This window comes from Mesorhizobium sp. P171375 (assembly GCF_057786075.1).
Map to the genome: position 1 here is coordinate 1,517,873 of NZ_JBYNWF010000001.1, position 21,585 is coordinate 1,539,457.

Here is a 21,585-nt window from a genome sequence, read left to right on the forward strand (position 1 = left end):
AACCCGATAACGGAGGAAACATGCGCGACGAGCGGCCGAAATCCATCCTTCGCGAATTCCTCGATGGCGAGGCGGCGGGCGGCATCATCCTCATGGTGGCGGCCGCCCTGGCCCTGATCGTGGCCAATTCGCCGCTGGCCGAAACCTATTTCGCCGCACTCCACGCCTATCTCGGTCCGCTCAGCCTCTCGCACTGGATCAATGACGGGCTGATGGCCGTGTTCTTCCTGCTGGTCGGCCTCGAGATCAAGCGCGAGATGCTGGACGGCCAGCTCTCGACCTGGCCGCGCCGTGTGCTGCCGGGCGTCGCCGCCGCCGGCGGCATGCTGGTTCCGGCGCTGGTCTATGTCGCCATCAACCGAAACAATGCGGCCGCGCTCTCCGGTTGGGCGATCCCGACCGCCACCGACATCGCCTTTGCGCTCGGGGTGCTGTCGCTGCTCGGCAATCGCGTGCCGGCCTCGCTGAAAATCTTTCTCACCGCGCTCGCCATCATCGACGATCTCGGCGCTGTCATCATCATCGCCATCTTTTACACAAGCGGACTGTCGCTCGCCTATCTCGCCGCCGCCTTCGCCGTCATCGCCGTGCTCGTCGTGCTCAACCGCATGCGGGTGACGACGCTGACGCCCTATCTCGTGCTCGGCGCCATCTTGTGGGTGCTGGTGCTGAAATCGGGCGTGCACGCGACGCTGGCCGGCGTCGCGCTGGCGCTCACCATCCCGCTCAAAGTGTCTCCCGGCAGCGGCCACGATCTCGACCATTCGCCGCTGCACCGGCTGGAGCACAGCCTGCACAAGATCGTTCCCTTCATCGTCATCCCGGTCTTCGGCTTTGCCAATGCCGGCGTGTCGCTGGCCGGCCTCAGCGCCGCGGCCCTGGTCGAGCCGCTGACGCTCGGCGTTGCCGCCGGCCTCGTGCTGGGCAAACTGGTCGGCGTCTTTGGCTCGTCGGCGCTGGCGATCCGGCTCGGCTTCGCCGACCTGCCGGTCAATGCCGGCTGGCTGCACATGATCGGCATTTCGCTGCTCTGCGGCATCGGCTTCACCATGAGCCTGTTCATCGGCCTGCTCGCCTTCGCCAACGACGTGGCGCTGCAGGACGCGGTCAAGGTCGGCATCCTGGCCGGCTCGTTCATCGCCGCACTGCTCGGCGCTGCCGTGCTGCTGATGGCGCCGGCCGCGGGGGAGATTGACGAAGACTAGACTGGCGGCAGGCCGAAAGCCGCGAACAGTTCGGGTCCGAGCGGCGGCACGTAGATCGTCAGCGAGGCGATTTTGCCGTCCGCAGCTTCGATGACATGCAGCGAATGCGGGCGCCATAATAGATCCTGATGGCTGCGTGCGTAGACGCCGACCGCCGGTTGGGCGTTGGCTCCGATGGCCACCGTGCGGTAGCCCGAAAAATTGCCCCAGATGGTCTCGAAGAAAGCATGGATCGCCTCGCGTCCCCGGTACCATTCCCGCCATGGTGGCATGTGGTAGGTGGCGTCCTCCTTCAAGAGTTCGATGAGGCTATCGAGCTTGGCCGCCTGCCAGGCCTGCATGTAGCGCTCGAGCAGCAGCGCCTCTTGCCGGTTGGGCCGTGACCGCTGCTGCGGACGCCCCTGAGGATATCGCTCGCCCAGCATTGCGCGGGCCCGCTGCAAGGCGCTGTTGATCGAAGCGGTCGAGCCGCCCAGCAATTGCGCCGTCTCGACAGCCGACCATCCCAGCACATCGCACAGAAGCAGAATGGCCCGCTGCCTGGGCGGCAGAAGCTGGATCGCCGCCACGAAGGCGAGCTGCACCGCTTCACGGGCTTCGTAGCGCGCTTCCGGACCGGGCTCGTCGTCAACGAGGTCCGGAAGCTCTGTGTCCGGATACGGCTCCAGCCAGGTGAACTCGGCGGCAGGCCCGCCGGTGGCCCGCCCGTCGGTCTCAGGTCGTCCGGGCTGCTGGAGAATGCGATGCGCCGTCGACCTCGCCTTGATGGCGTTGAGGCAGCTGTGGGTCGCGATCGTATAGAGCCAGCCGCGCACCGAGCCCCGGCCGTCGAATTGCGACCTGCCGCGCCACGCCCTCAGGAACGTGTCCTGGACAAGGTCGTCTGCCTCATGCAGCGAGCCCATCATCCGATAGCAATGGAGTTTGAGCTCGCGGCGGTGAGCCGCCGTCAAACGCTCGAAGGCCAGTCGATCGAGGATCGGCCGGCCCAGTGGCTCAACAGGGCCAGGAGCATCCGTCATAGGCAGCCTGCGGTGCTGAAATCGCCTTGCATCCTGAGCGCCTCACGCCGCTGCCGCAAGTCCGCTGCCGCTGACGGCGAAGGAGCTGCCTTCCAATTTGCCGGTGGCGAGCGCGACCACCGCGCGGCCGACATCGGCCGGCGTCTGCATGTCGGTCATGCTCGCGAGGACGTCTGCAGGCCGGATGCCCAAATAGGCCGCAAAGCCATCGAGCCCGGCATCGCCTATGCCGGTCCCTGGCATGATGCGAGCCGGTGCGAGCGCCATAAACCGCAGGTCCAGCCCAAGCCGATCCGATTCCTTCTGGCAATGACCGGCCAGGAACATCTGCATCCGCTTTGCGCCTGCATACCCGCCGGCAAACGGCGGTCCGCCGGTCAAGGCTGCGCCACTGGAGATCAGCACAACCCGGCTGCCTGGCTTCAGCCGGCCCTGGAGCGCGGCCTTGCAGAACAGGAACGACGCCTTGACGTCCACTTCCCAGTTCACCGAGAAGTCCTCCCAGCTCTGATCCTGGACGGGCGCGGACGGAGCAAGGGCGCCGGCGCAGATCACCAGCACATCCGGCTCGAGCGCGGCGAAAACCGCATCGGGTGCGGTCTCGTCGGTGGCGTCGACCGCAAGCGTCTTCAAACCTGATGTCTCCCAGGAAAGCTCCTTCAGCGCCGCTGCGCCACGGGCAACGGCCAGCACTGTCGCGCCCTCGCCAAGCGCAGCCTCCACGATTGAGCGGCCGACACCCCGGCTGCCTCCGACGACGACGACATTCTTACCTTGTAACGATCGCATGGATCACCTCTCTTTCCAGCCGCCGGATCATCCAACGCGCCTACTGATCAGGACAGCCGAGGTGATGGGAAATCATCGGTGCAGGTCAAAAATTCTCTCAATGGATCGGCGGGCCTGCGCGAAGCCATGGTCGGGGCACCAGCGGGACGCGCCACCGTCGGCCCGGCGCACTGTTATTCGCTCTCCCCCTCCAGCGCCGGCACCGCCACGCCCGCAAGCTCCGCCGCCAGCAGCCGCGCTGCACCCGCCCTTGCAATGCGCAGCATCAGCGCCTTGCGCGTTGCCGCTGCCATGCGGTGCTCCGGCGCATCGCGCAGGATCTCGGCGCCGTAGCCGTCGGAAAGGATGAAACCGCATTCCTCGGGGAAAATCTCCGCCGGCACGCCGGGATGGGTGGCGAAGAAGAAGCGGTCGGAATGCAGCCGGTAATCCGGCCATTTGCGGTCGACGCGGAAATCCTCGATCGAGGATTTGATCTCGATGATCCAGATGTCGCCCTGCCGGGTCAGCGCCACCAGATCGGCGCGCCGGCCTGTGGCCAGCGACAGTTCAGGCAGCACATGCATGCCCATCTGCATCAACAGCCGCTGCACGCCACGCCGAACCAGCATGGCGCGTTCCGACTGGCGGCCGTCGATCAGGGGATTGAGGGGAATCGGCGAAATGATCGGCATGGCAGCACCATGCCAGATTTTGTTCACGGTTTGAACCTGTTTTTGGAGGGCGATTGCGATTATCTGGTTGGCAAACCCAAAGTGAAATAGGAATATAATCCTGACAGGCCGGCACAGGGTAGATTCGGCACCCCGCTATCACTCTTTAATATATAACTCAAAAAAGGATACAATAATCCCTATAATTACGGCAATGTGAAACGCCAAATAGACGTATAGAAGGAACCTCCTTTCCTCCGCTTGCCATCTATTTTTTCTTATATCCAAAAGACTGAAATATATAAATATCAAGACTGGCGTAAAAGCAAAAAGAAACATCGGAAGTGGCATAGGCACCTCAAATATCTACGGACAACGAAACATACCGTCCGCAGCTTCCGAAAGCTACCCAGCCGTAGGGGAATGACACTTTAGGTTCTGTGGAAACCGGGCACGGAGGCATGTCCCCCGATCGGTTGCATTAGGAATCGCTCAGGTTGTGTTACGATAGGGCAGCTAGAATCAGAGGTTGATTCGAGGGCGCCAACCGGCACCCTGTTAACCTAACAAACCGCGTCAACGATCTCGGGTGAAACGTGTTCATCAGCCCTTATGTTGAATCCGCCATGCCGCCAGAGACAATTCGAACTCTACTGCTTCGTTCACGTCTGGGGTGACGGCTTGTTCCGAGCGCCTTCCGCGATCGCACCATATTTGGTCTGGGTGCAGTCTGGTATTAACCTGGGGCGGCCCTATGTCGTGCCAATCAACTTCCGCTCTTAACTATAAGACGGCAGGACTAAAGTCTTGTGCCGTGAACGCAAAGGTCTGATGTAACCGCTTTGGTTCCGGTCTTGTCCATTGGACGTTCCGTATTTTAGTCAACTGAGATATCAGACCTACGGAAGTCAGCTTTCGTGCGCCACCCCAGCCATGGCGGCCCGAACCGGCCCGTTCCAGACCATAGTGGCACCCTAATCAACCCCTGGAGCATGCCTTCAGGCCACCTCGACCGTCACCGGCACGCCCCGCCGCAGCGAGTTGCCGATCGCGGAAATCTCACCTGCTTTGTCGATGACCTTCCGGGGATCTGAGCCGTCCAGTGTTTCGCAGGAAACGGTCATCGTGGCTGAGGTCGCCAGCAACGGCTTGCCGTCGAGGTTCACGGTCACGCTGACGGCGATCTTTCCCAGACCAACGCCCATCTCCTCGGCGACATAGCGCAGGTCGTTGCAGAAGCAGCCGCCGATCGCCAGCGCCAGCATCTGGGCGCCGTTGAAGCCCAGCCCCATGCCGCCGGCCTTGCCTTCGGGCCGGTCGACGACCACCGTATGTCCGCCGGCCCAGCCCATCGCTGCCTGCGTGCCCTCGACAGTGCGCAGTTCAACGGTTGCCGACATCATCGCTGGATCGCCCTCCCTGCGAAGCGCCGAAAGCGTCCGGCGCCCAGTCCTTCAAGCCGTGGCCGAAGCCGGCCTGTCTCCGGCCGGCGCCGACCCCGCAATGTCGTCCAGGATCGGGCAGTCCGGCCGGTCGTCGCCATGGCAGGCATGGATCAGCTTCTGCAAGGTCGCGCGCATCGACTGCAGCTCGCGCACCTTCTCCTCGATCGCACTGACATGGGCAGCGGCGATCTCGCGCACATCGTGGCTGGCGCGGCTGCGATCGCGATAGAGCGCCATCAACTGGCGGCAATCGTCGATTGAAAAGCCGAGGTTGCGGGCGCGGCGCAGGAAAGCCAGCCGGTGGATGTCGTCGCTGGAATAATCGCGATAGCCATTGCCGGCGCGCGCCGGCGCGATCAGGCCGATCTCTTCATAGTAGCGGATGGTCTTGGCCGGCAGGCCGGACCGCGCCGCGGCATCGCCAACATTCATAGTGGTTCCTCGATGTGGTTCCCTGATTCTGGGCCATCCGACAGGACCGCCCATTGTTTTTCCTTCACAATCCCGTGACCCCTGTTGCCGAAATGCCATAGTTGACGGCTTACCAGCGGGTAAGGTCTCGCATATAGGCATCCCGCGCTTGGCAAGCAAAGCAAATGCCAGCATGAATGATTTCAGGAAAAGCGGCCGCAACGTGCCGCTCGATTCTGGGCGGGGCATCGGACCATTTCATGCGCATGAAGTCATTTGCAATCGTCGCTGCACTTGCGTTGTCGGCCGCGATCTCGGGTTGCAGCACGATCGGCTCGCAGCTCTTCAGCAACAACTACGGCGCGGTGAACGATGCAGGCTATCAGCTGCCGCGCATCCCGATCGAGAAGGTGCCGTTGAAGTACCACCGGCAGGAGGTGAATTACGACACCTCGGAAAAGCCGGGAACCATTGTCGTCGATACCCAGAACAAGTTTCTCTACTTCGTCGAAGGCGACGGCCGGGCGATCCGCTACGGCATCGGCGTCGGCCGCGAAGGTTTTGAATGGCACGGCACCGCCCACATCGCGCTGAAGCGCGAATGGCCGACCTGGACCCCGCCGCGGCAGATGATCCAACGCCAGCCGGAGCTCGCCAAGTTCGCGGGCGGCATGGAGCCGGGTCTGAAGAACCCGCTCGGCGCGCGCGCCATGTACCTCTTCAACAAGGGCGGCGACATGGGCTACCGCCTGCATGGCAGCCCGGAGTGGAATTCGATCGGCAAGGCGATGTCGTCGGGCTGCATCCGGCTGATGAACCAGGACATTATCGACCTCTACGACCGCACGTCGGTCGGAGCCAAGGTTATTGTGATGTGATTACAGTTCGTGCGCGGACCGTCTAGGCAACAACGGACGTCCCAAACAGAAAACCGGGCAATTTGGCCCGGTTTTTTGTTTTTGGAAGTATCGGTGTGAGGTGGTTAGGAAACCTGTTCGACCTGCTGCACTTCCGGAACAAAGTGGCGGAGCAGGTTCTGGATGCCGTGCTTCAGCGTCGCCGTCGAAGACGGGCAGCCGGCGCACGCGCCCTTCATGTGCAGGAACACGGTGCCGTTCTCGAAGCCGCGGAAGGTGATGTCGCCGCCATCCTGGGCAACCGCCGGGCGCACCCGGGTGTCGAGCAGTTCCTTGATGGTGATGACCAGTTCCTCGTCGGCCTTGTCGTAGAATTCGCCGGTCTGGCTGGTCTCGGCGGCGGGGCCGGCGTTGACCATGACAGGCGCGCCCGACATGAAATGCTCCATGATGGCGCCGAGGATGGCCGGCTTAAGATGCTGCCAGTCGGGGCCATCCTTGGTCACGGTGATGAAGTCATAGCCGAAGAAGACGCCGGTAACGCCGGGAATCTCGAACAGCCGGCCGGCCAGCGGCGAGGCGCTCGCTGCACTGTCGGCATCGCGGAAATCGGCGGTGCCTTCAACAAGCACTTCCTTGCCGGGCAGGAATTTCAGCGTTGCCGGGTTCGGCGTCGATTCGGTCTGGATGAACATGGCCGTCTCCGTGCCCCATTCGGGCAGCTAGTTTGGAATAATTCTAAATAGGCTCAATTGGCTGGACATTCAAGCGAAACGCATCGCTCAAACGGCTGGCTGGCGGAATGTTTTTGCTGGCCCTTACCGCAAACCGAGGTGCGTTGAGATTCAGGTCAGGCCGGAGAACCGGAGCGGAGCGTACTTGAAGTACGTGAGCACCGGAAGCGCAGAAAGCCGCTATTTGCAGGCCGGCCTCACCTGAATATCAGCTCACCTCAGGCGAGGCTGTCGATCTCCTCGTCCGACAAATTCTGCGGCACCACTGTGACCGGAATGGGGAAGGCCGCGCCCTTGCCGGCGACAGCGCCGACCAGCGGTCCGGGCCCTTCCTTGCCGGCGCCTGCGGCCAGCACCAGGATGGCGATATCCTGGTCTTCCTCGATCAGTTTGTGGATCTCTTCGGTCGGCTTGCCTTCGCGCACCACCATTTCGGGCTCGATACCGAGCTTCTGGCGCACCTTGTTGGCATAGCCGTCGAGAGCGGCGCGTGCCGTGGCGTTGGCCTCCTCGCGCATGATCTTTTCGACGCCCAGCCAGTGCTGAAAGTCGTCCGGCGTGATGATGTAGAGCAGCACCAGCGTGCCACTGGTGCTTTGCGCCCGCTTCGAGGCGTAGGCGACGGCGCGCTCGCACTCGGGCGTGTCGTCGATGATCGTCAGGAATTTCCTGCGATGGCCGGCTTCGCGACTGAGGCGTTTGGAGACCATGTCTATCTACCTAGTGTCGTGATTTCGAAGTTCGCCTGATTTCGATATCGCGCTGTGAGCGAACTTCGAAATCAAAACGACACTAGAAATCAATAGGTTGCTCGTATCGCTGATTTTGAAATTCGCCAGAGTTGGATATCGAGGGCAGTGCGAATTTCAAAATCAGCGATACGAGTGTCATTTCGGCCGCAATCTGCCACCGCGGCAGACCGGCGGCAAGCCGCCGGCACTGGGCCAGTGTGGTGCAGTGCACCCTGAAAGCTGAACTCAGCCCTGCAAAAGGCCGATAATGTCGCGCACGGTCTTCATCGTGGTCTCAGCCAGCACGCCGGCGCGCTCGCCACCATCCTTCAGCACCGCGTCCACATAGGCGCGGTCGCCCTCGATGCGGCGCATCTCGCCGGCGATCGGCGCCAGCTTTTCCACGGCAAGGTCGGCCAGCGCCGGCTTGAACACCGAAAACTGCTGGCCGCCGAATTCCTTCAGCACGTCGGCCTTCGACATCTCGGCCAGCCCGGCATAGATGCCGACCAGGTTTTCCGCCTCGGGTCGGCTTTCCAGTCCGTCGACCTCACTCGGCAAGGCCTCCGGGTCGGTCTTGGCCTTGCGGATCTTCTTCGAGATGGTGTCGGCATCGTCGGTCAAATTGATGCGCGACAGGTCGGACGGATCCGATTTCGACATTTTCTTGGAGCCGTCGCGCAGGCTCATGATGCGCGCTGCCGGGCCGCCGATGACCGGTTCGGTGATCGGGAAAAAGCCGTTCACCGTCTCTTCGCCGACCTGCATCTCGACGCCGACGCCAAGGCTGGCGATGCGGCTCGAAAAGTCATTGTTGAATTTTTGCGCGATGTCGCGGGTCAGCTCCAGATGCTGCTTCTGGTCCTCGCCCACCGGCACATGGGTGGCGCGATAGAGCAGGATGTCGGCCGCCATCAGCGAAGGATAGGCGAGCAGGCCCAGCGAGGCATTCTCGCGGTCCTTGCCGGCCTTGTCCTTGAACTGCGTCATCTTGTTCATCCAGCCGATGCGCGCCACGCAGTTGAAGATCCAGGCAAGCTCCGCATGCTGCATCACCCGCGACTGGTTGAAGACGATGTGCTTCTTGGGGTCGATGCCGGAGGCGAGGAACGCAGCGGTGATCGAGCGGGTCTGGTCGGCGAGATCGTCATGGACGAGCTGTGCGGTCAGCGAGTGCAGGTCGACGACGCAATAGATGCAGTCGGACGTGTCCTGCAGGGCGACGAATTTCTTGATGGCGCCGAGATAATTGCCGAGATGCAGATTGCCGGTCGGCTGGACGCCGGAAAAGACGAGCTGTTTGAAGGCGGTCATGGGTTCCTCATGGCTTGTGGAGGGCCGTATAAGCGTGATTCCGAAAAGTTGCAGACTTTTCGGAGCCAATCACGCGGCTGGAAACCACGCGCGGCGAAAGTCTTGCGACGGCGCGCTTATGGACGAAGACGCAACCGCGATCAAGACGGCGCCATTGCTGGAACGAAGCTCTATTCGTCCAGATCGGCCTTTGGCGCTGGCGCCGCTGCCTTGCCCGAGCCGCGTTTCACGTTGCGACGGATCATGCCGAAATCGGCGCCGCCGGTGGCAAAGGCGGTGACGAAGTAGAGCAGGGCCCCACCGGCGACCAGCGCCAGCAGCGTCGTCGCTTTGATCACCAAAGGCGAGCCGGGGCCGAGCCTGACGGCCAGCCAGTGTTCGGCGAAATAGAGCGCCACCGCCATCACCGCCGCCGACAGCACCAGGCGCGGGATGCGCTTGAGCAGTGGCACGTCGCGCCCCCAATGGCCGCGCCGGATCAGCACGGCGAGCAGCATCATGGCGTTGACCCAGCCGGCGACGGCCGAGGCGACCGCAATGCCGGGCGCGCCCATCTTCGGAAACAGCGTCAGCGCGGTCGCGACGTTCACGCCCACCGAAATGGCGGCGAACATCATAGGGGTCCGCGTATCCTCGCGCGCGAAATAGCCGGGGGTGAAGGCCTTGATCAGCACGAAGGCCGGCAGTCCGAGGCCGAAGATCGCGAGGATCGCGGCAACCGTCGGCGTCGAGCCGTTGGCGGCGAAGGCGCCGCGCTCATAGACCAGCCGCACGATCGGCTCGGACATGACCCAGAGGGCTGCCGCCGCTGGCAAGGTCATGAACAAAGTGAACTCCACCGAGCGGTTCTGCAGATTGGCGGCCTCGACCAGATTGCCCGATTTCAGCGCCCGCGACAGTTCCGGCAAAAGCACGATCGCCACCGCGACGCCGACGACACCGAGCGGCAGCTGGTAGATGCGGTCGGCGTAGGCCAGCGAGGACACGGCGCTGTCCTGCGCCGAGGCAATCGCGGTGCCGATCAGCTGGTTGATCTGGGTGATGCCGCCGGTGATCGCCGCCGGCAGCGCCAGGATCAGCAGCCGCTTGACGTTGGGCGTCATCTTCGGCCGGCGAAAACCGATCGCAATGCCGGCATTGCGCACCGCTACCCAGACGATGGCGAGCTGCACCAGCCCCGCCGCCAGCACGCCCCAGGACAGGCTGAAACCGACTTCACGCGCATCCATGCCGTGGTACCAGGCATAACCGAGCACGCTGATCAGGATGATGTTGAGGAAAGCGGGTGCAACGGCAGCCGCGAAATAGCGGCGCAGCGAATTCAGCATGCCGGCCATCATGGCCGCCAGCGACATGCAGATGAGATAGGGGAACATGATCGTCGCAAGCAGGACGGTCGTCTCGAACTTGCCCGGCGTGTCGGCAAAGCCCGGCGCCACCAGATAGCGCACGATCAGCGGCATCGCCAGTTCCATGACGATGGTCAGCGCCAGCAGCGCCGAGAACAGCACGCCGAACACTTCCTCCGAAAAGCGCTTGGCGCCGTCGGTGCCGTGGGTCTCGATCTCCTTGGCAAACAGCGGCACGAAGGCGGCGTTGAACGCGCCCTCGGCAAACAGCCGGCGAAACGTGTTGGGAAACTGGAAGGCGGCGTTGAAGGCGTCCGCCACCGGCCCGGTGCCGAGTGCGGCCGCCATCAGCATTTCACGGCCAAAGCCGAGCGCGCGGCTCATCAGCGTGCCGGACGCAACGGTTGCGAATTTCTTGACGAGGCTCATGCGCGCGGAGATTGCCTGGATGATTGGGAAAAAGAGGGTGATTGGGACAAAGTGATGGTCACTCGGCCGCCGCCTTGGCCTTGCCGCCGCGCTCGGGGGCCACGCCCTCGAGCGCTGTGATAAGCCTGGTGTGGATGGCGGCGGTGCGCGCCGGGCTGTCGATCTTCTGTCCCGTCAGGTCGGTGACATAGAAAGTGTCGATGACCTTCTCGCCGAAGGTGGTGATGTGGGCCGAGGCGATGTCGAGCGACAGGTCCGACAGCGCGCTGGTGATCTCCGACAACAGGCCCGGCCGGTCCAGCCCCTCGACCTCGATCACCGAAAACCGGTTCGACAGCGTGTTGCGGATCTCGGCGCGCGGCGGAATTTTGAACACCTTGGCACCGCGCCGCGGCTTGGTGCGCTTCTCGATCATCTCCGGCAGCCAGCTCTTGCCCGACAGCACGTCCTCGATCAGCCTGCCGACGCGTTCGGCGCGGCGGCGCTCGTCCTCGTCGCGGTCGAACTCCCTGGAGATCAGGATGATGTCCAGCGCGCGGCCGTCGGATGTGGTGAAGATCTGCGCGTCGACGATGTTGCCGCCGGCCCCCGCACAGGCGCCGGCAATGACCGAAAGCAGGCGCGGATGGTCCTGCGCCAGGACGGTGATCTCGGTCACCGCTTCGAACTGGTGTGTCCTGACCACGGTGGCGAGCTTCTTGCCCGCCGCGTCCGCCTCCCGGATGAATTCGGCATGGCGCAGCTGATCGGCAAGATCGACGGTCAAGAGGTAATTCTCATAGTGCAGGCCGACATAGCGCTTGCGCGCCCTGTCCGGCCAGTCGGCAAGCGCCTCGGCCAGCCGTTCGCGTGATGCCGCCGTGCGCTTGGCGCGCGACACTTCCGAAAAACCGCCGGTCAACAAGAGTTCGGTCTCGTAGTAGAGCGTGCGCAGGAGCTGGCCTTTCCAGCCGTTCCAGACACCCGGCCCGACGCCTCTGATGTCGCAGACGGTGAGGATCAGCAGCATTTTCAGCCGTTCGACCGACTGCACGATTGCGGCAAAATCCTCGATCGTCTTGCGGTCGTTGAGGTCGCGCGTCTGCGCCGTCATCGACATGACGAGATGGTTCTCGACCAGCCAGGCGACGGTCTCGGTGTCGGCGGCCGACAGCCCCATATGCGGGCAGATGCGCCGCGCGATCCTTGCGCCGGCCTCGGAGTGATCCTCCGGCCGCCCCTTGGCGATATCATGCAAGAGCACGGCGACATAAAGCGCCTCGCGGCTCTTCTTCAGCCCCGGCATCAGCGTGTGCGACAGCGGATGCACCTTTTCGCCGTCGCCGCGCTCGATCTCGGCCAGCACGCCGATGCAACGGATCAGGTGCTCGTCCACCGTATAGTGGTGGTACATCGAGAACTGCATCATGGCGACGATCTTGCCGAAGTCGGGGATCAGCTTGCCGAGCAGGCCGGCCTCGTTCATGCGCCGCAGATTGAGCTCGGCATTGCGGTCCGAGGTCAGGATGTCGAGAAACAGCCGGTTGGCCTCCTCGTCGCGCCGCAGCGACTTGTTGACGAGACCGAGCGAACGCGTGAGCAGCTTCAGTGCATCGGGATGGAATTCCAGCCCGTGCTTGTCGGCGAACCAGAACAGCCTGAGCAGATTGACCGGGTCGCGCTCGAAGACCGTGTCGTCGGCGACGTTGATGCGATGGTTGTCGACGATGAAATCGGACGTGCCGGCCAGCTTGCGCTTGCGGCGCTGGAAGGTGAGGAAGATGCGGTTGAAGCCCGGCACGTGCTTGGCCTGCTCTTCCTCGAGCGCGGCGCAGAAGATGCGGGTCAGGTCGCCGACATCCTTGGCGACGAGAAAATAGTGCTTCATGAAGCGCTCGACCGCCGACAGGCCGGGATGGGTGGTGTAACCGAGACGCTCGGCGATTTCGCGCTGGATGTCGAAATGCAGCCGTTCCTCTGGCTTGCCGGTGAGGAAATGCATGTGGCAGCGCACCGCCCACAGAAAGTCCTCGGCCTTGAGGAACTCCCTGTATTCGGCCTCGGTGAAAACGGCCTTGTCGACCAACTCCTCGCCGGTGCGCACGCGATAGAAGTATTTCGCGATCCAGAACAGCGTCTGCAAATCGCGCAGGCCGCCCTTGCCGTCCTTAACGTTGGGCTCGACCAGATAGCGGCTTTCGCCGGCCTTGGCATGGCGCTCGTCGCGTTCGGCGAGCTTGGCCTGCACATATTCCGGCCCGGTGGTGCGCACCACTTCATGGTCGAAGCGGGTCAGCAATTCGTCAAAGAGCTTTTGCTCTCCCCACAGGAACCGGGCCTCCAGGATCGAGGTGCGGATGGTGATGTCGCTGCGCGACAGCCTCAGGCACTCGTCGATGTTGCGGGTGGCGTGGCCGACCTTCAGCCCGAGGTCCCACAGCATATAGAGCATGTATTCGACGATCTGCTCGCCCCAAGGCGTCTGCTTGTAGGGCAGCAGGAACAACAGGTCGATGTCGGAACCCGGCGCCAGCGTGCCGCGGCCATAGCCGCCGACGGCAACGACGGCCATGCGCTCGGCGGTCGACGGGTTTTTCACCCGATAGACATGGGTCGCGGCGAACTCATAGAGGGCGCGGATGATCTCGTCCATGAGATGCGACAGCCGGGCAGCACACGCCGCGCCGCTGCCATCATCCATCAGCATGCGCTCGGCGATCTTGCGGCCCTCGGTCAGGCGTCCCTTCAACAGCTTGAGCGCACCGACGCGCGCGCCGGACTCGGCGCCGGTGCCGGCCGAGATCAGCGCCGTCATCTCGCGGCGCAGGGCGTCGCCGTCGATCAGCTCGTCGAGTTTGAGGGAGATTTTTGCCATAAGTTACCGGTCGGCCTCGCCTTTCGGCGGCGTCTATAGCGCGTTTTCACGGCGCTGTGTATGGGGCCGCCGGACGCGCCGGCCGCGATACTCGAACGGAATGACCTTCTCCTGCCGGAGCCGGAAGAGATCGACGATCTGCCGCGCCAGCCGCCAGGCTTCGATCCTCACCTTGGCGGCAATCGTCTTATGCCGCCTTTTGTCCATCCCGCTTGCCACCAATTCCTCGGTGCGCTGCTGCTTGAGCAGGCTCGGCAATTGTACTGGTCCGCCGCCAAGGAACTGCGCCTGCAGGCACAAAGCCGGCACAAGCTGATAAATGACCTTGCCGGACGAGGCCGCAAAACGCGGATTGAAGACGAGATGATCGACGGGAATGGCGATCTCATTCGTCGCCTCGATGAGGTCTCGTGCAGCCTGTCTCGACAGGATGTACCCGGCCGCGCCGATATGGACGGCGTGCAGCCTGCTCGTGGAAAAACCGTGACCACAGGCAACTTGCTTGCGTGCAATCACGGTTCGGTTGAAGAACGTTTCCAGTTTGACGATGTCGGCATCGGCGGGGATCCAGCCCACATCGGCAAGCAAAGCGCCGGCATTGTCAGAGAAGACGACATCGTCCTCGAAGATGGCGCCATAGGCGTCATCGCCTGCCGCGACCATCGACCAGCACCGTTTGTGACTGAGCAGGCAAGCGATCTCGGTGTCGGCCATACGCAAACGCTTTTTTCTTTGCGGCATTTCGGCCAGATCCGGCCGATGGCGCGCGTCGATGGCGACGACCCGTTCAAAGGCGACGCCGATGCGGGCGAACTCGGCCGACACATGGGCGAGGCGGTCGCGGGACCGATCGAGATTGATAACCAGGCATTTCATGTGGGTGGGTTCGATGCAGCGGATGCAGGTGGTCGCGTCCATAACATAGGAAAGAAATTGCGTAAGGGATTTTTCCCTCGATGCCGTCCGATGGCGGCCATGATCGAAAAGTGGAAATCGCCCCTTGACCTTCCAGTTACTGGAAGCACTACCTCCACACCCAGACAGACATGAAGGCATTTATTCGATGGCGCATTCCGAGCATCACCACCACGCGCACACGGCCGATGGCGGCTGCTGTGCGGCAAAGGTGGCTGCGCCGACCGCCGAGGCCGTGGTGCGCGATCCCGTCTGCGGCATGAGCGTCGATCCGGCAGCGGGCAAGCGGTCGGTCGAGCATGGCGGTCGCCTCTTTCACTTCTGCAGCGAGGGCTGCCGCACGAAATTCGTTACCGATCCGGAAAAATACCTGACCGCCATCGACCCTGTTTGCGGAATGAGCGTCGACCGCGCCACCGCGAAGCATTTTCTCCGGCACGAAGGCCAGGGTTTCTATTTCTGCTCGGCCGGTTGCCAGGCGAAGTTTGAGGCCGAGCCGCAAAAATATCTCGGCGACAGGCCGGCACTGCTGCCAATGCCGAAAGGCACGCAATACACCTGCCCGATGCATCCCGAGATCATTCGCGACAAGCCCGGCTCATGCCCGATCTGCGGCATGGCGCTGGAGCCGATGGGCGTACCCACCGGCGATGAGGGCCCGAACCCCGAACTGGTTGACTTCACCAGGCGGTTCTGGGTCAGTACGGTGCTGTCCGTGCCGCTGCTGATCGTCGCCATGGCGCCAATGCTCGGCCTGACTTTCCAGGCCTTTGTCGACGAGCGCACGATGGTTTGGCTCGAACTGGCGCTGGCGAGCCCGGTCGTGCTGTGGGCGGCCTTCCCGTTCTTCCATCGCGGATGGGATTCACTGGTCAACCGCAGCCCCAACATGTGGACGCTGATTTCGCTCGGTGTGGGTGCCGCCTATCTCTACAGCGTCGTGGCGACGCTGTTTCCGGACATCTTTCCGCATCAGTTCCGCGGTCATGGCGGCACCGTGCCGGTCTATTTCGAGGCCGCCGCCGTCATCGTCGCGCTGGTGTTCCTCGGCCAGGTCCTCGAATTGCGGGCACGTGAAAAGACCGGCTCGGCCATCCGCGCGCTGCTTGACCTGGCGCCGAAGACGGCACGGCTGATCGGAGCGGATGGCTCCGAGACCGACGTGCCGCTCGACGCCATCAAGGCCGGCGACAGGTTGCGCATCCGTCCGGGCGATGCCGTGCCGGTCGACGGCATCGTGCTTGAGGGTCGCTCCTCGGTCGACGAATCGATGATTTCGGGTGAGCCGCTGCCGGTCGAAAAGACTGAAGGCGATGCCTTGACCGGCGGCACGCTCAACAAAAACGGTTCGCTGATCATGCGCGCCGAGAAGGTCGGCGCGGAAACCACGCTGGCGCGCATCGTTGAACTGGTGGCCAAAGCACAGCGTTCACGCGCGCCGATTCAAGGGTTGGCCGACCGCGTCTCCTTCTACTTCGTCCCCGCCGTCGTGCTGGTGGCGCTTGCCGCCTTTGCCGCCTGGGCCGTCTTCGGCCCCGAGCCCAGCCTGATCTTCGCCATCGTCTCGGCGGTCTCGGTGCTGATCATCGCCTGTCCCTGTGCACTCGGCCTGGCGACGCCGATGTCGATCATGACCGCCACCGGGCGCGGGGCACATGCCGGCGTGCTGATCAAGGAAGCGGCCGCGCTCGAACGCTTTGCCTCGGTCGACACGCTGATTGTCGACAAGACCGGCACCTTGACCGAAGGCAAGCCTCGGCTGACCGATGTCGTCGCTGCCGAAGGCTTTTCGGAGAACGAATTGCTGGCGCTCGCCGCTGGCCTCGAAAAAGGCTCGGAGCATCCTTTGGCCGAAGCAATCGTCGGCGGCGCCGGTGAGCGTGGCCTGACAATCGAAGAGGCCAGTGGCTTCGAAGCCGTCACCGGCAAGGGCGTCTCCGGCACTGTGTCAACCCGCGAGGTCGCGCTCGGCAATGCCGCCATGATGGCCGATCTTGGTATCGATACCGCGTCCCTGTCGGCCAGGGCCGAGGCGCTGCAGGCCGAAGGCAACACCGTCATGTTCGTTGCCGTCGACAAAAAACTGGCCGGCATCGTCGCCGTCGCCGACCCGATCAAGGCAACGACGGCCGAGGCGATCCGGGCGCTCCATGACAGGGGCCTACGGATCATCATGGCGACCGGTGACAATGAGCGCACGGCGCGCGCCATCGCCAAAAGCCTCGGCATCGACGAGGTGCGCGCCGGCCTGCTGCCGGAACAAAAAGCTGCCCTTGTCGAGGAGTTGCGCGCCAAGGGCGCTGGCATCGCCATGGCCGGCGACGGCGTCAACGATGCGCCGGCCTTGGCCGCCGCCGATGTCGGCATCGCCATGGGCACCGGCGCCGATGTCGCCGTCGAGAGCGCCGGCATCACCCTGGTCAAGGGCGACCTCAACGGCATTGTCAGGGCCCGCACGCTCGCCCAGGCGACAATCCGCAACATCCGCCAGAACCTGTTCTTCGCCTTCCTCTACAACGTGCTTGGCGTGCCGGTCGCCGCCGGCGTGCTCTATCCGCTCACCGGTACGCTTTTGTCGCCGATGCTGGCGGCGGCGGCGATGAGCCTGTCTTCGGTTTCGGTCATCGCCAACGCATTGCGGCTGAGGACATTGAAACTCTGAACTCAACCCCCAAATACGAAATCCAATCAACAGGAGATCATGGATGACCTTGGCTAAAAAGATCGTGCTTTTGCTGATGGCGGCGGGGATGCTGCTTGCCGTTTTCCTCGAAAGCGTCCCGGCGCAGTCCGAGGAGATGAAACATGACATGGGCGCGATGGCGACAGACGCGACCAGTCCGTCGACCGAAGGCTACAAGGCGGCGATGGACAAGATGCATGCCGACATGATGGCCTCCGAATATTCCGGCAATGCCGATGTCGATTTCGTGCGCGGCATGATCCCGCATCATCAGGGCGCAATCGACATGGCCAAGGTGGAACTCGCCAATGGCAAGGATCCGGAGATCCGCAAGCTGGCCGAAGGCGTCATCGCTGCCCAGGAAGCCGAGATCAAGCAGATGCAGGGCTGGCTCGCCGCCCATCCGGTGAAGTAGGGTATCGGCGGCCGCGGCGGAATATCCTTTCCGGATGTCTGTCGCTCGCTATAGTGCCGGCGACGACTCCGGCATGTCGTCAAGACGGTCGAGGCGTCGAAGAAATGTGGCAAGAGGGCCCGAATGATGGATAGTGCCAGGCAGTTGCCATCTTGCCCGTGATCCTGGCCTTTAAGCTTGCCACTGCGCCGGTTCTTATCCTTTGCCTTACGCTGCTGAGCCGCAAATACGGCCCCGCTGTAGGCGGAATGCTTATGGGCGTTCCGCTGATAACCGGACCGATCTCGGTTTTTACGGCGCTGGAGCATGGCGCATCGTTTGCGCAGCACGCAGCGGTGGCAAATTTCGTCGGCCAGGTTTCGACCTGCATCTTCTGTTTTACCTATGCGCTGCTGGCAAAGCGGCTCAATGTGGCCATGACCGTTCTGTGCAGCGCAGGCGCGTTTTTTACAGCGACATTGATCTGGAATGAATTCGAATGGACTGTCGCATCCGGATTGGGGTTGCTTCTGGCAGCGATCTTGCTTTTCATGGCCATATTGAAGCCTGTGAACATTGACGCCGCTGCAAAGGTTACGATCCGTTTTGATCTCACTCTGCGGATGTTGGTATCAGCTGCCTTCGTGCTTCTGATCACATTCTTGACAGGGCATGTCGGCGCAAAGCTAAGCGGCCTGCTTGCGCCATTTCCGGTTTTCGTTCTGATCCTGAGCGTTTTTACTCACCATCAGATGGGAGCGGGTGCTGCATCAAATCTTGTTCGAGGGGTGATCACTGGCTCGTTTTCGTTTGCCGCGTTCTTCGCCGTGGTGGCAGTCTGGCTGGACAACCTTGGCATTGCTGTCACCTATTCAGCGGCGGCACTCGCGAGTGCGATGGTAAGTGGAGTGGTCTATCTGATCCTCCACCATTCAACTGCATCGGCCGCATAGCGGGCTTTGTCGAACAATTGCCGGGCGAAGACGAGGAGCTTCAGTCTGGATTTCCCGCCGCGGCTATGCTGCGATCTGACTTCACACGGAGCTGGCCATGTCATCTAAAATCAGAACCACCACGCTACCTTCGGGCGAAGCCGTCCAGGTGCTGGGACAGGGCACGTGGAAGATGGGCGAGGATGCCCGGCGCCGCGCCGGTGAGGTCGATGCCCTGAAGCTCGGGCTGGACCTCGGCATGACGCTGATCGACACCGCCGAAATGTATGCCAGCGGCGGCGCCGAGGAGGTGGTGGCCGAGGCTATTGCCGGGCGCCGCGACGAGCTGTTTCTCGTTTCGAAAGTGCTGCCGTCCAATGCCTCGCGAAGCGGCGTGGCGCGGGCCTGCGAAAACAGCCTGAAGCGCCTGCGCACCGACCGCATCGATCTCTATCTCCTGCACTGGCCGGGCAGCGTGCCTCTGTCTGAAACAGTCGAGGCTTTCGAGGCATTGAAAAAGGCCGGCAAGATCCGCCATTGGGGCGTCAGCAATTTCGACACCGACGAGATGGAGGAACTGACCGGGCTGTCGTCTGGAGATCATGTCCAGACCAATCAGGTGCTCTACAATCTGTCGCGGCGCGGCCCCGAATTCGATCTCGCGCCATGGAGCCGGCAACGCGGCATCCCGATCATGGCTTATTCGCCGGTCGAGCAGGGGGCCTTGGCCCGCAATTCCAGGCTGGAGGCCATCGCCGCCCGCCACAACGCCACCGCAGCACAGATCGCGCTTGCCTGGGTGATGGCCCAGCCAGGCGTCATCGCCATTCCGAAGGCCAGCAGCCAGGAGCACGTCCGCCAGAATGTCGCCGCGCTCGACATCAAGCTCACAAGTGAAGACCTCGCCGAGCTCGACCGCGCCTTCCCGCCGCCGACCCGCAAGCGCGGGCTGGAGATGATCTAGATTGGAACGGATTTCGACCGGGCCTCGTCACACCGCGTACAAAATCGGCGATATAACGGTCACGTCGCTGCGTGACGGCTATGTCGACATGCCGGTAAGGCGACTGCGCCAGCCGGGAGACATTGCATTCGGCGATGACCTGCCGTCGCCGGTATCACTCGTCGACGGTGCGCTCAGGCTACCGGTCAACGCGTTTGCCATAGATGACGGCAACGACATCACGCTCATCGACACCGGCTCCTCGAACGCCTGGCACTCGACAATGGGGCATCTGCCCGAGGCGCTGCGCGAGGCGAAGATCGTCACTGGGCGGATACGGACCGTTGCTTTCACCCATACCCATCTCGACCATATCCACGGGCTGATCCTTGCCGATGGTGGCGACGGCTTCCCGCAACTCTCTCGTCTGCTTGTACCGCGAGCTGAACTCGACATGTTCCGGGAAGTGGCGAGGCTGGAACGCTTCCACGACCGAGCACAGCCTTTCGACGCCGGACAGCGTCTGGGCGCGAACATCGAGACCATCGCCGCCGCCGGCCATGAAGTCGGGCACACGTGCTTTCGCGTGACGAGCGCCGGCGAAACACTGTTGATTTGGGGCGACACCGTGCATGTGCCGTCGCTTCAGTTCGATCGCCCGGAGATCGCCTGGGAATTCGACGCCGACCGGGAGCAGGCGCGCGCAAGCCGATTGCGACTGTTGGCCCTTGCCGCCGACAACGCCTGCTTCGTTGCGGGAGCGCATCTCGATTCACCGGGAGTCGGCCGGGTTTTTCGAACCGAGACAGGCTTCCGCTTCGAACCTGTCTAGATATCGTCGCCTGCTGTCAGCCCCAACCGCATGCGCGTCCTACGCAGCGCGCGCGAAAACATGCCGGCATCGTCGACGGCGCGGGCAAGCGTGAGCGCGCCCTGGATGGCGGCGACGGCTTCTTCGGCAAGCTCGGCCGCCTCGGTCGTTCCGTGCCCGTCTCGCGCCAGCGCATCGGCGAGGTGCCCGACCCAGCGGCCGAAATAGTTCCTGATCTGGCTAGCGAAGAGGTCGCGCGATTCCTCCAGCGCGAAGGCGCCGATAAGGCACACCCGGCGCCCCGAGCGGAAATAGCTGTCGGTCGCCTCGAACATATGCTCGATCCCGGCTCGCGGATCGGTGCCGTCGCGCAAGGGTGCGAAGACATTGTCCTCGAACCAGCCGTCGATATGGGCGATGACGGCCCCTGCCATCTCTTCCTTGCCGCCGGGGAAGAAGTGGTAAAGGCTTCCCTTGCCCAGCCCCGTCGCCGCGCCGATCAGCGCGATGCTCGCGCCCTCATAGCCGTGTTCGCGAAAGACCTCAGCCACCATCGCCAGCAACTGGTCGCGGTCGGGTGCGATGCGCCGCATTAGCGACTTTACAGCCCGAGTTCGGTCAGGCCCGGATGGTCGTCGGGCCGGCGGCCGAGCGGCCAGTGGTATTTGCGATCGGCCTCAGTGATCGGCAGGTCGTTGATGCTGGCGACACGGCGGCGCATCAGCCCGGCTTCGTCGAATTCCCAGTTCTCGTTGCCGTAGGAGCGGAACCAGTGGCCGCTGTCGTCGCGCCATTCATAGGCAAAGCGCACCGCGATGCGGTTGTCGTTCCAGGTCCACACTTCCTTGATGAGTCGATAGTCCAGCTCGCGCGCCCATTTGCGCTTGAGGAAGCCGACGATCTCGCTTCTGCCGGAAACAAACTCGGCGCGGTTGCGCCAGGTGCTGTCCTCGGTATAGGCGAGCGAAACCCGCTCGGGGTCGCGGCTGTTCCAGGCGTCCTCCGCAAGGCGCGCCTTCTGCGCTGCCGTTTCGGCCGTGAATGGCGGCAAGGGCGGACGGCTCATGGAAATCTCCTGTCGGTTTCGATCCTCGATAACCGACATTGTACCGAT

The 21,585-nt window shown here is 63.0% G+C and carries 20 protein-coding genes; 7 read left to right on the plus strand and 13 right to left on the minus strand.

Annotated elements, in window-relative coordinates; translation table 11 throughout:
- Positions 1-20 precede the first annotated feature (20 nt).
- Positions 21-1,205 carry a Na+/H+ antiporter NhaA gene (gene nhaA / locus ACYHH6_RS07445; RefSeq protein WP_352582203.1) on the plus strand — a complete coding sequence of 395 codons (1,185 nt, stop codon included), beginning with the start codon at positions 21-23 and terminating at the stop codon, positions 1,203-1,205.
- On the opposite strand, the gene ACYHH6_RS07450 is transcribed toward nhaA, so the two are convergent.
- The 5 genes from ACYHH6_RS07450 to cueR all read right to left on the minus strand — a co-directional run bounded on the left by ACYHH6_RS07450 (position 1,202) and on the right by cueR (position 5,546).
- On the minus strand, positions 1,202-2,227 hold the full coding sequence (locus ACYHH6_RS07450) for an RNA polymerase subunit sigma-70 (protein WP_352582201.1): 1,026 nt from the start codon (positions 2,225-2,227) through the stop codon (positions 1,202-1,204). The two genes, nhaA and ACYHH6_RS07450, sit on opposite strands and share 4 nt — an antisense overlap.
- Before the next feature lie 42 nt (positions 2,228-2,269).
- Positions 2,270-3,016 (minus strand): SDR family NAD(P)-dependent oxidoreductase, encoded by a 747-nt coding sequence (locus ACYHH6_RS07455; RefSeq protein ID WP_352582200.1) that lies wholly within the window; start codon positions 3,014-3,016, stop codon positions 2,270-2,272.
- Positions 3,017-3,189: 173 nt separating this feature from the next.
- Complete coding sequence (locus ACYHH6_RS07460) at positions 3,190-3,690, minus strand: MmcB family DNA repair protein (RefSeq protein ID WP_181056465.1); 501 nt, start codon at positions 3,688-3,690, stop codon at positions 3,190-3,192.
- Between the two features lie 977 nt (positions 3,691-4,667).
- The gene (locus ACYHH6_RS07465; protein ID WP_352582198.1) at positions 4,668-5,072 is read right to left on the minus strand and encodes an OsmC family protein; all 405 of its coding nucleotides are present in this window, start codon (positions 5,070-5,072) and stop codon (positions 4,668-4,670) included.
- Between the two features lie 51 nt (positions 5,073-5,123).
- A complete protein-coding gene (gene cueR, locus ACYHH6_RS07470; protein ID WP_352582196.1) occupies positions 5,124-5,546 on the minus strand; it encodes a Cu(I)-responsive transcriptional regulator in 423 nt (140 codons plus the stop codon).
- 239 nt (positions 5,547-5,785) lie between these two features.
- Here cueR and ACYHH6_RS07475 point away from each other — a divergent pair, with 239 nt between their 5' ends.
- The gene (locus ACYHH6_RS07475) at positions 5,786-6,403 is read left to right on the plus strand and encodes a L,D-transpeptidase (RefSeq protein WP_352582194.1); all 618 of its coding nucleotides are present in this window, start codon (positions 5,786-5,788) and stop codon (positions 6,401-6,403) included.
- Between the two features lie 104 nt (positions 6,404-6,507).
- On the opposite strand, the gene ACYHH6_RS07480 is transcribed toward ACYHH6_RS07475, so the two are convergent.
- From ACYHH6_RS07480 to ACYHH6_RS07505, 6 genes are all read right to left on the minus strand, one after another.
- On the minus strand, positions 6,508-7,077 hold the full coding sequence (locus ACYHH6_RS07480) for a NifU family protein (protein WP_112560600.1): 570 nt from the start codon (positions 7,075-7,077) through the stop codon (positions 6,508-6,510).
- 257 nt (positions 7,078-7,334) lie between these two features.
- Positions 7,335-7,826: a universal stress protein gene (locus tag ACYHH6_RS07485; RefSeq protein ID WP_023672856.1), complete on the minus strand. Its 492-nt coding sequence runs from the start codon at positions 7,824-7,826 to the stop codon at positions 7,335-7,337.
- A 267-nt stretch (positions 7,827-8,093) separates the two neighbouring features.
- Complete coding sequence (gene trpS, locus ACYHH6_RS07490; RefSeq protein WP_192249630.1) at positions 8,094-9,161, minus strand: tryptophan--tRNA ligase; 1,068 nt, start codon at positions 9,159-9,161, stop codon at positions 8,094-8,096.
- A gap of 170 nt (positions 9,162-9,331) precedes the next feature.
- Positions 9,332-10,939 (minus strand): murein biosynthesis integral membrane protein MurJ, encoded by a 1,608-nt coding sequence (murJ, locus tag ACYHH6_RS07495; RefSeq protein WP_352582192.1) that lies wholly within the window; start codon positions 10,937-10,939, stop codon positions 9,332-9,334.
- Between the two features lie 58 nt (positions 10,940-10,997).
- Positions 10,998-13,793, minus strand: coding sequence for a [protein-PII] uridylyltransferase (locus ACYHH6_RS07500; protein ID WP_352582191.1), 2,796 nt, complete (start codon positions 13,791-13,793; stop codon positions 10,998-11,000).
- A 33-nt stretch (positions 13,794-13,826) separates the two neighbouring features.
- Positions 13,827-14,849, minus strand: coding sequence for a glycosyltransferase family 25 protein (locus ACYHH6_RS07505; protein ID WP_488500416.1), 1,023 nt, complete (start codon positions 14,847-14,849; stop codon positions 13,827-13,829).
- Positions 14,850-14,856: 7 nt separating this feature from the next.
- On the opposite strand from ACYHH6_RS07505, the gene ACYHH6_RS07510 reads away from it, so the two are divergent.
- From ACYHH6_RS07510 to ACYHH6_RS07530, 5 genes are all read left to right on the plus strand, one after another.
- On the plus strand, positions 14,857-17,370 hold the full coding sequence (locus ACYHH6_RS07510) for a heavy metal translocating P-type ATPase (RefSeq protein WP_352582187.1): 2,514 nt from the start codon (positions 14,857-14,859) through the stop codon (positions 17,368-17,370).
- A 43-nt stretch (positions 17,371-17,413) separates the two neighbouring features.
- Positions 17,414-17,806, plus strand: coding sequence for a CopM family metallochaperone (copM, locus tag ACYHH6_RS07515; protein WP_352582186.1), 393 nt, complete (start codon positions 17,414-17,416; stop codon positions 17,804-17,806).
- A 152-nt stretch (positions 17,807-17,958) separates the two neighbouring features.
- Entirely contained in the window at positions 17,959-18,738 is a 780-nt protein-coding gene (locus ACYHH6_RS07520) for a hypothetical protein (RefSeq protein ID WP_352582184.1), read from the plus strand.
- A 97-nt stretch (positions 18,739-18,835) separates the two neighbouring features.
- A complete protein-coding gene (locus ACYHH6_RS07525; RefSeq protein ID WP_352582182.1) occupies positions 18,836-19,681 on the plus strand; it encodes an aldo/keto reductase in 846 nt (281 codons plus the stop codon).
- 1 nt (position 19,682) lies between these two features.
- Entirely contained in the window at positions 19,683-20,492 is an 810-nt protein-coding gene (locus tag ACYHH6_RS07530) for an MBL fold metallo-hydrolase (RefSeq protein ID WP_352582180.1), read from the plus strand.
- Here the strand turns inward: ACYHH6_RS07530 and ACYHH6_RS07535 are convergent.
- Both ACYHH6_RS07535 and ACYHH6_RS07540 read right to left on the minus strand, forming a co-directional pair.
- A complete protein-coding gene (locus ACYHH6_RS07535) occupies positions 20,489-21,064 on the minus strand; it encodes a TetR/AcrR family transcriptional regulator (protein ID WP_352582178.1) in 576 nt (191 codons plus the stop codon). The genes ACYHH6_RS07530 and ACYHH6_RS07535 overlap by 4 nt on opposite strands.
- An 8-nt stretch (positions 21,065-21,072) precedes the next feature.
- Positions 21,073-21,537, minus strand: coding sequence for a nuclear transport factor 2 family protein (locus ACYHH6_RS07540; protein WP_352582176.1), 465 nt, complete (start codon positions 21,535-21,537; stop codon positions 21,073-21,075).
- Positions 21,538-21,585: the final 48 nt, after the last annotated feature.

Bases quoted from the DNA above. Each gene is read 5' to 3' on its own strand.
- nhaA (WP_352582203.1), top strand. From the start codon at position 21: ATGCGCGACGAGCGGCCGAAATCCATCCTTCGCGAATTCCTCGATGGC.
- ACYHH6_RS07450 (WP_352582201.1), bottom strand. From the start codon at position 2,227: ATGACGGATGCTCCTGGCCCTGTTGAGCCACTGGGCCGGCCGATCCTC.
- ACYHH6_RS07455 (WP_352582200.1), bottom strand. From the start codon at position 3,016: ATGCGATCGTTACAAGGTAAGAATGTCGTCGTCGTCGGAGGCAGCCGG.
- ACYHH6_RS07460 (WP_181056465.1), bottom strand. From the start codon at position 3,690: ATGCCGATCATTTCGCCGATTCCCCTCAATCCCCTGATCGACGGCCGC.
- ACYHH6_RS07465 (WP_352582198.1), bottom strand. From the start codon at position 5,072: ATGATGTCGGCAACCGTTGAACTGCGCACTGTCGAGGGCACGCAGGCA.
- cueR (WP_352582196.1), bottom strand. From the start codon at position 5,546: ATGAATGTTGGCGATGCCGCGGCGCGGTCCGGCCTGCCGGCCAAGACC.
- ACYHH6_RS07475 (WP_352582194.1), top strand. From the start codon at position 5,786: ATGCGCATGAAGTCATTTGCAATCGTCGCTGCACTTGCGTTGTCGGCC.
- ACYHH6_RS07480 (WP_112560600.1), bottom strand. From the start codon at position 7,077: ATGTTCATCCAGACCGAATCGACGCCGAACCCGGCAACGCTGAAATTC.
- ACYHH6_RS07485 (WP_023672856.1), bottom strand. From the start codon at position 7,826: ATGGTCTCCAAACGCCTCAGTCGCGAAGCCGGCCATCGCAGGAAATTC.
- trpS (WP_192249630.1), bottom strand. From the start codon at position 9,161: ATGACCGCCTTCAAACAGCTCGTCTTTTCCGGCGTCCAGCCGACCGGC.
- murJ (WP_352582192.1), bottom strand. From the start codon at position 10,939: ATGAGCCTCGTCAAGAAATTCGCAACCGTTGCGTCCGGCACGCTGATG.
- ACYHH6_RS07500 (WP_352582191.1), bottom strand. From the start codon at position 13,793: ATGGCAAAAATCTCCCTCAAACTCGACGAGCTGATCGACGGCGACGCC.
- ACYHH6_RS07505 (WP_488500416.1), bottom strand. From the start codon at position 14,849: ATGCCTTCATGTCTGTCTGGGTGTGGAGGTAGTGCTTCCAGTAACTGG.
- ACYHH6_RS07510 (WP_352582187.1), top strand. From the start codon at position 14,857: ATGGCGCATTCCGAGCATCACCACCACGCGCACACGGCCGATGGCGGC.
- copM (WP_352582186.1), top strand. From the start codon at position 17,414: ATGACCTTGGCTAAAAAGATCGTGCTTTTGCTGATGGCGGCGGGGATG.
- ACYHH6_RS07525 (WP_352582182.1), top strand. From the start codon at position 18,836: ATGTCATCTAAAATCAGAACCACCACGCTACCTTCGGGCGAAGCCGTC.
- ACYHH6_RS07535 (WP_352582178.1), bottom strand. From the start codon at position 21,064: ATGCGGCGCATCGCACCCGACCGCGACCAGTTGCTGGCGATGGTGGCT.
- ACYHH6_RS07540 (WP_352582176.1), bottom strand. From the start codon at position 21,537: ATGAGCCGTCCGCCCTTGCCGCCATTCACGGCCGAAACGGCAGCGCAG.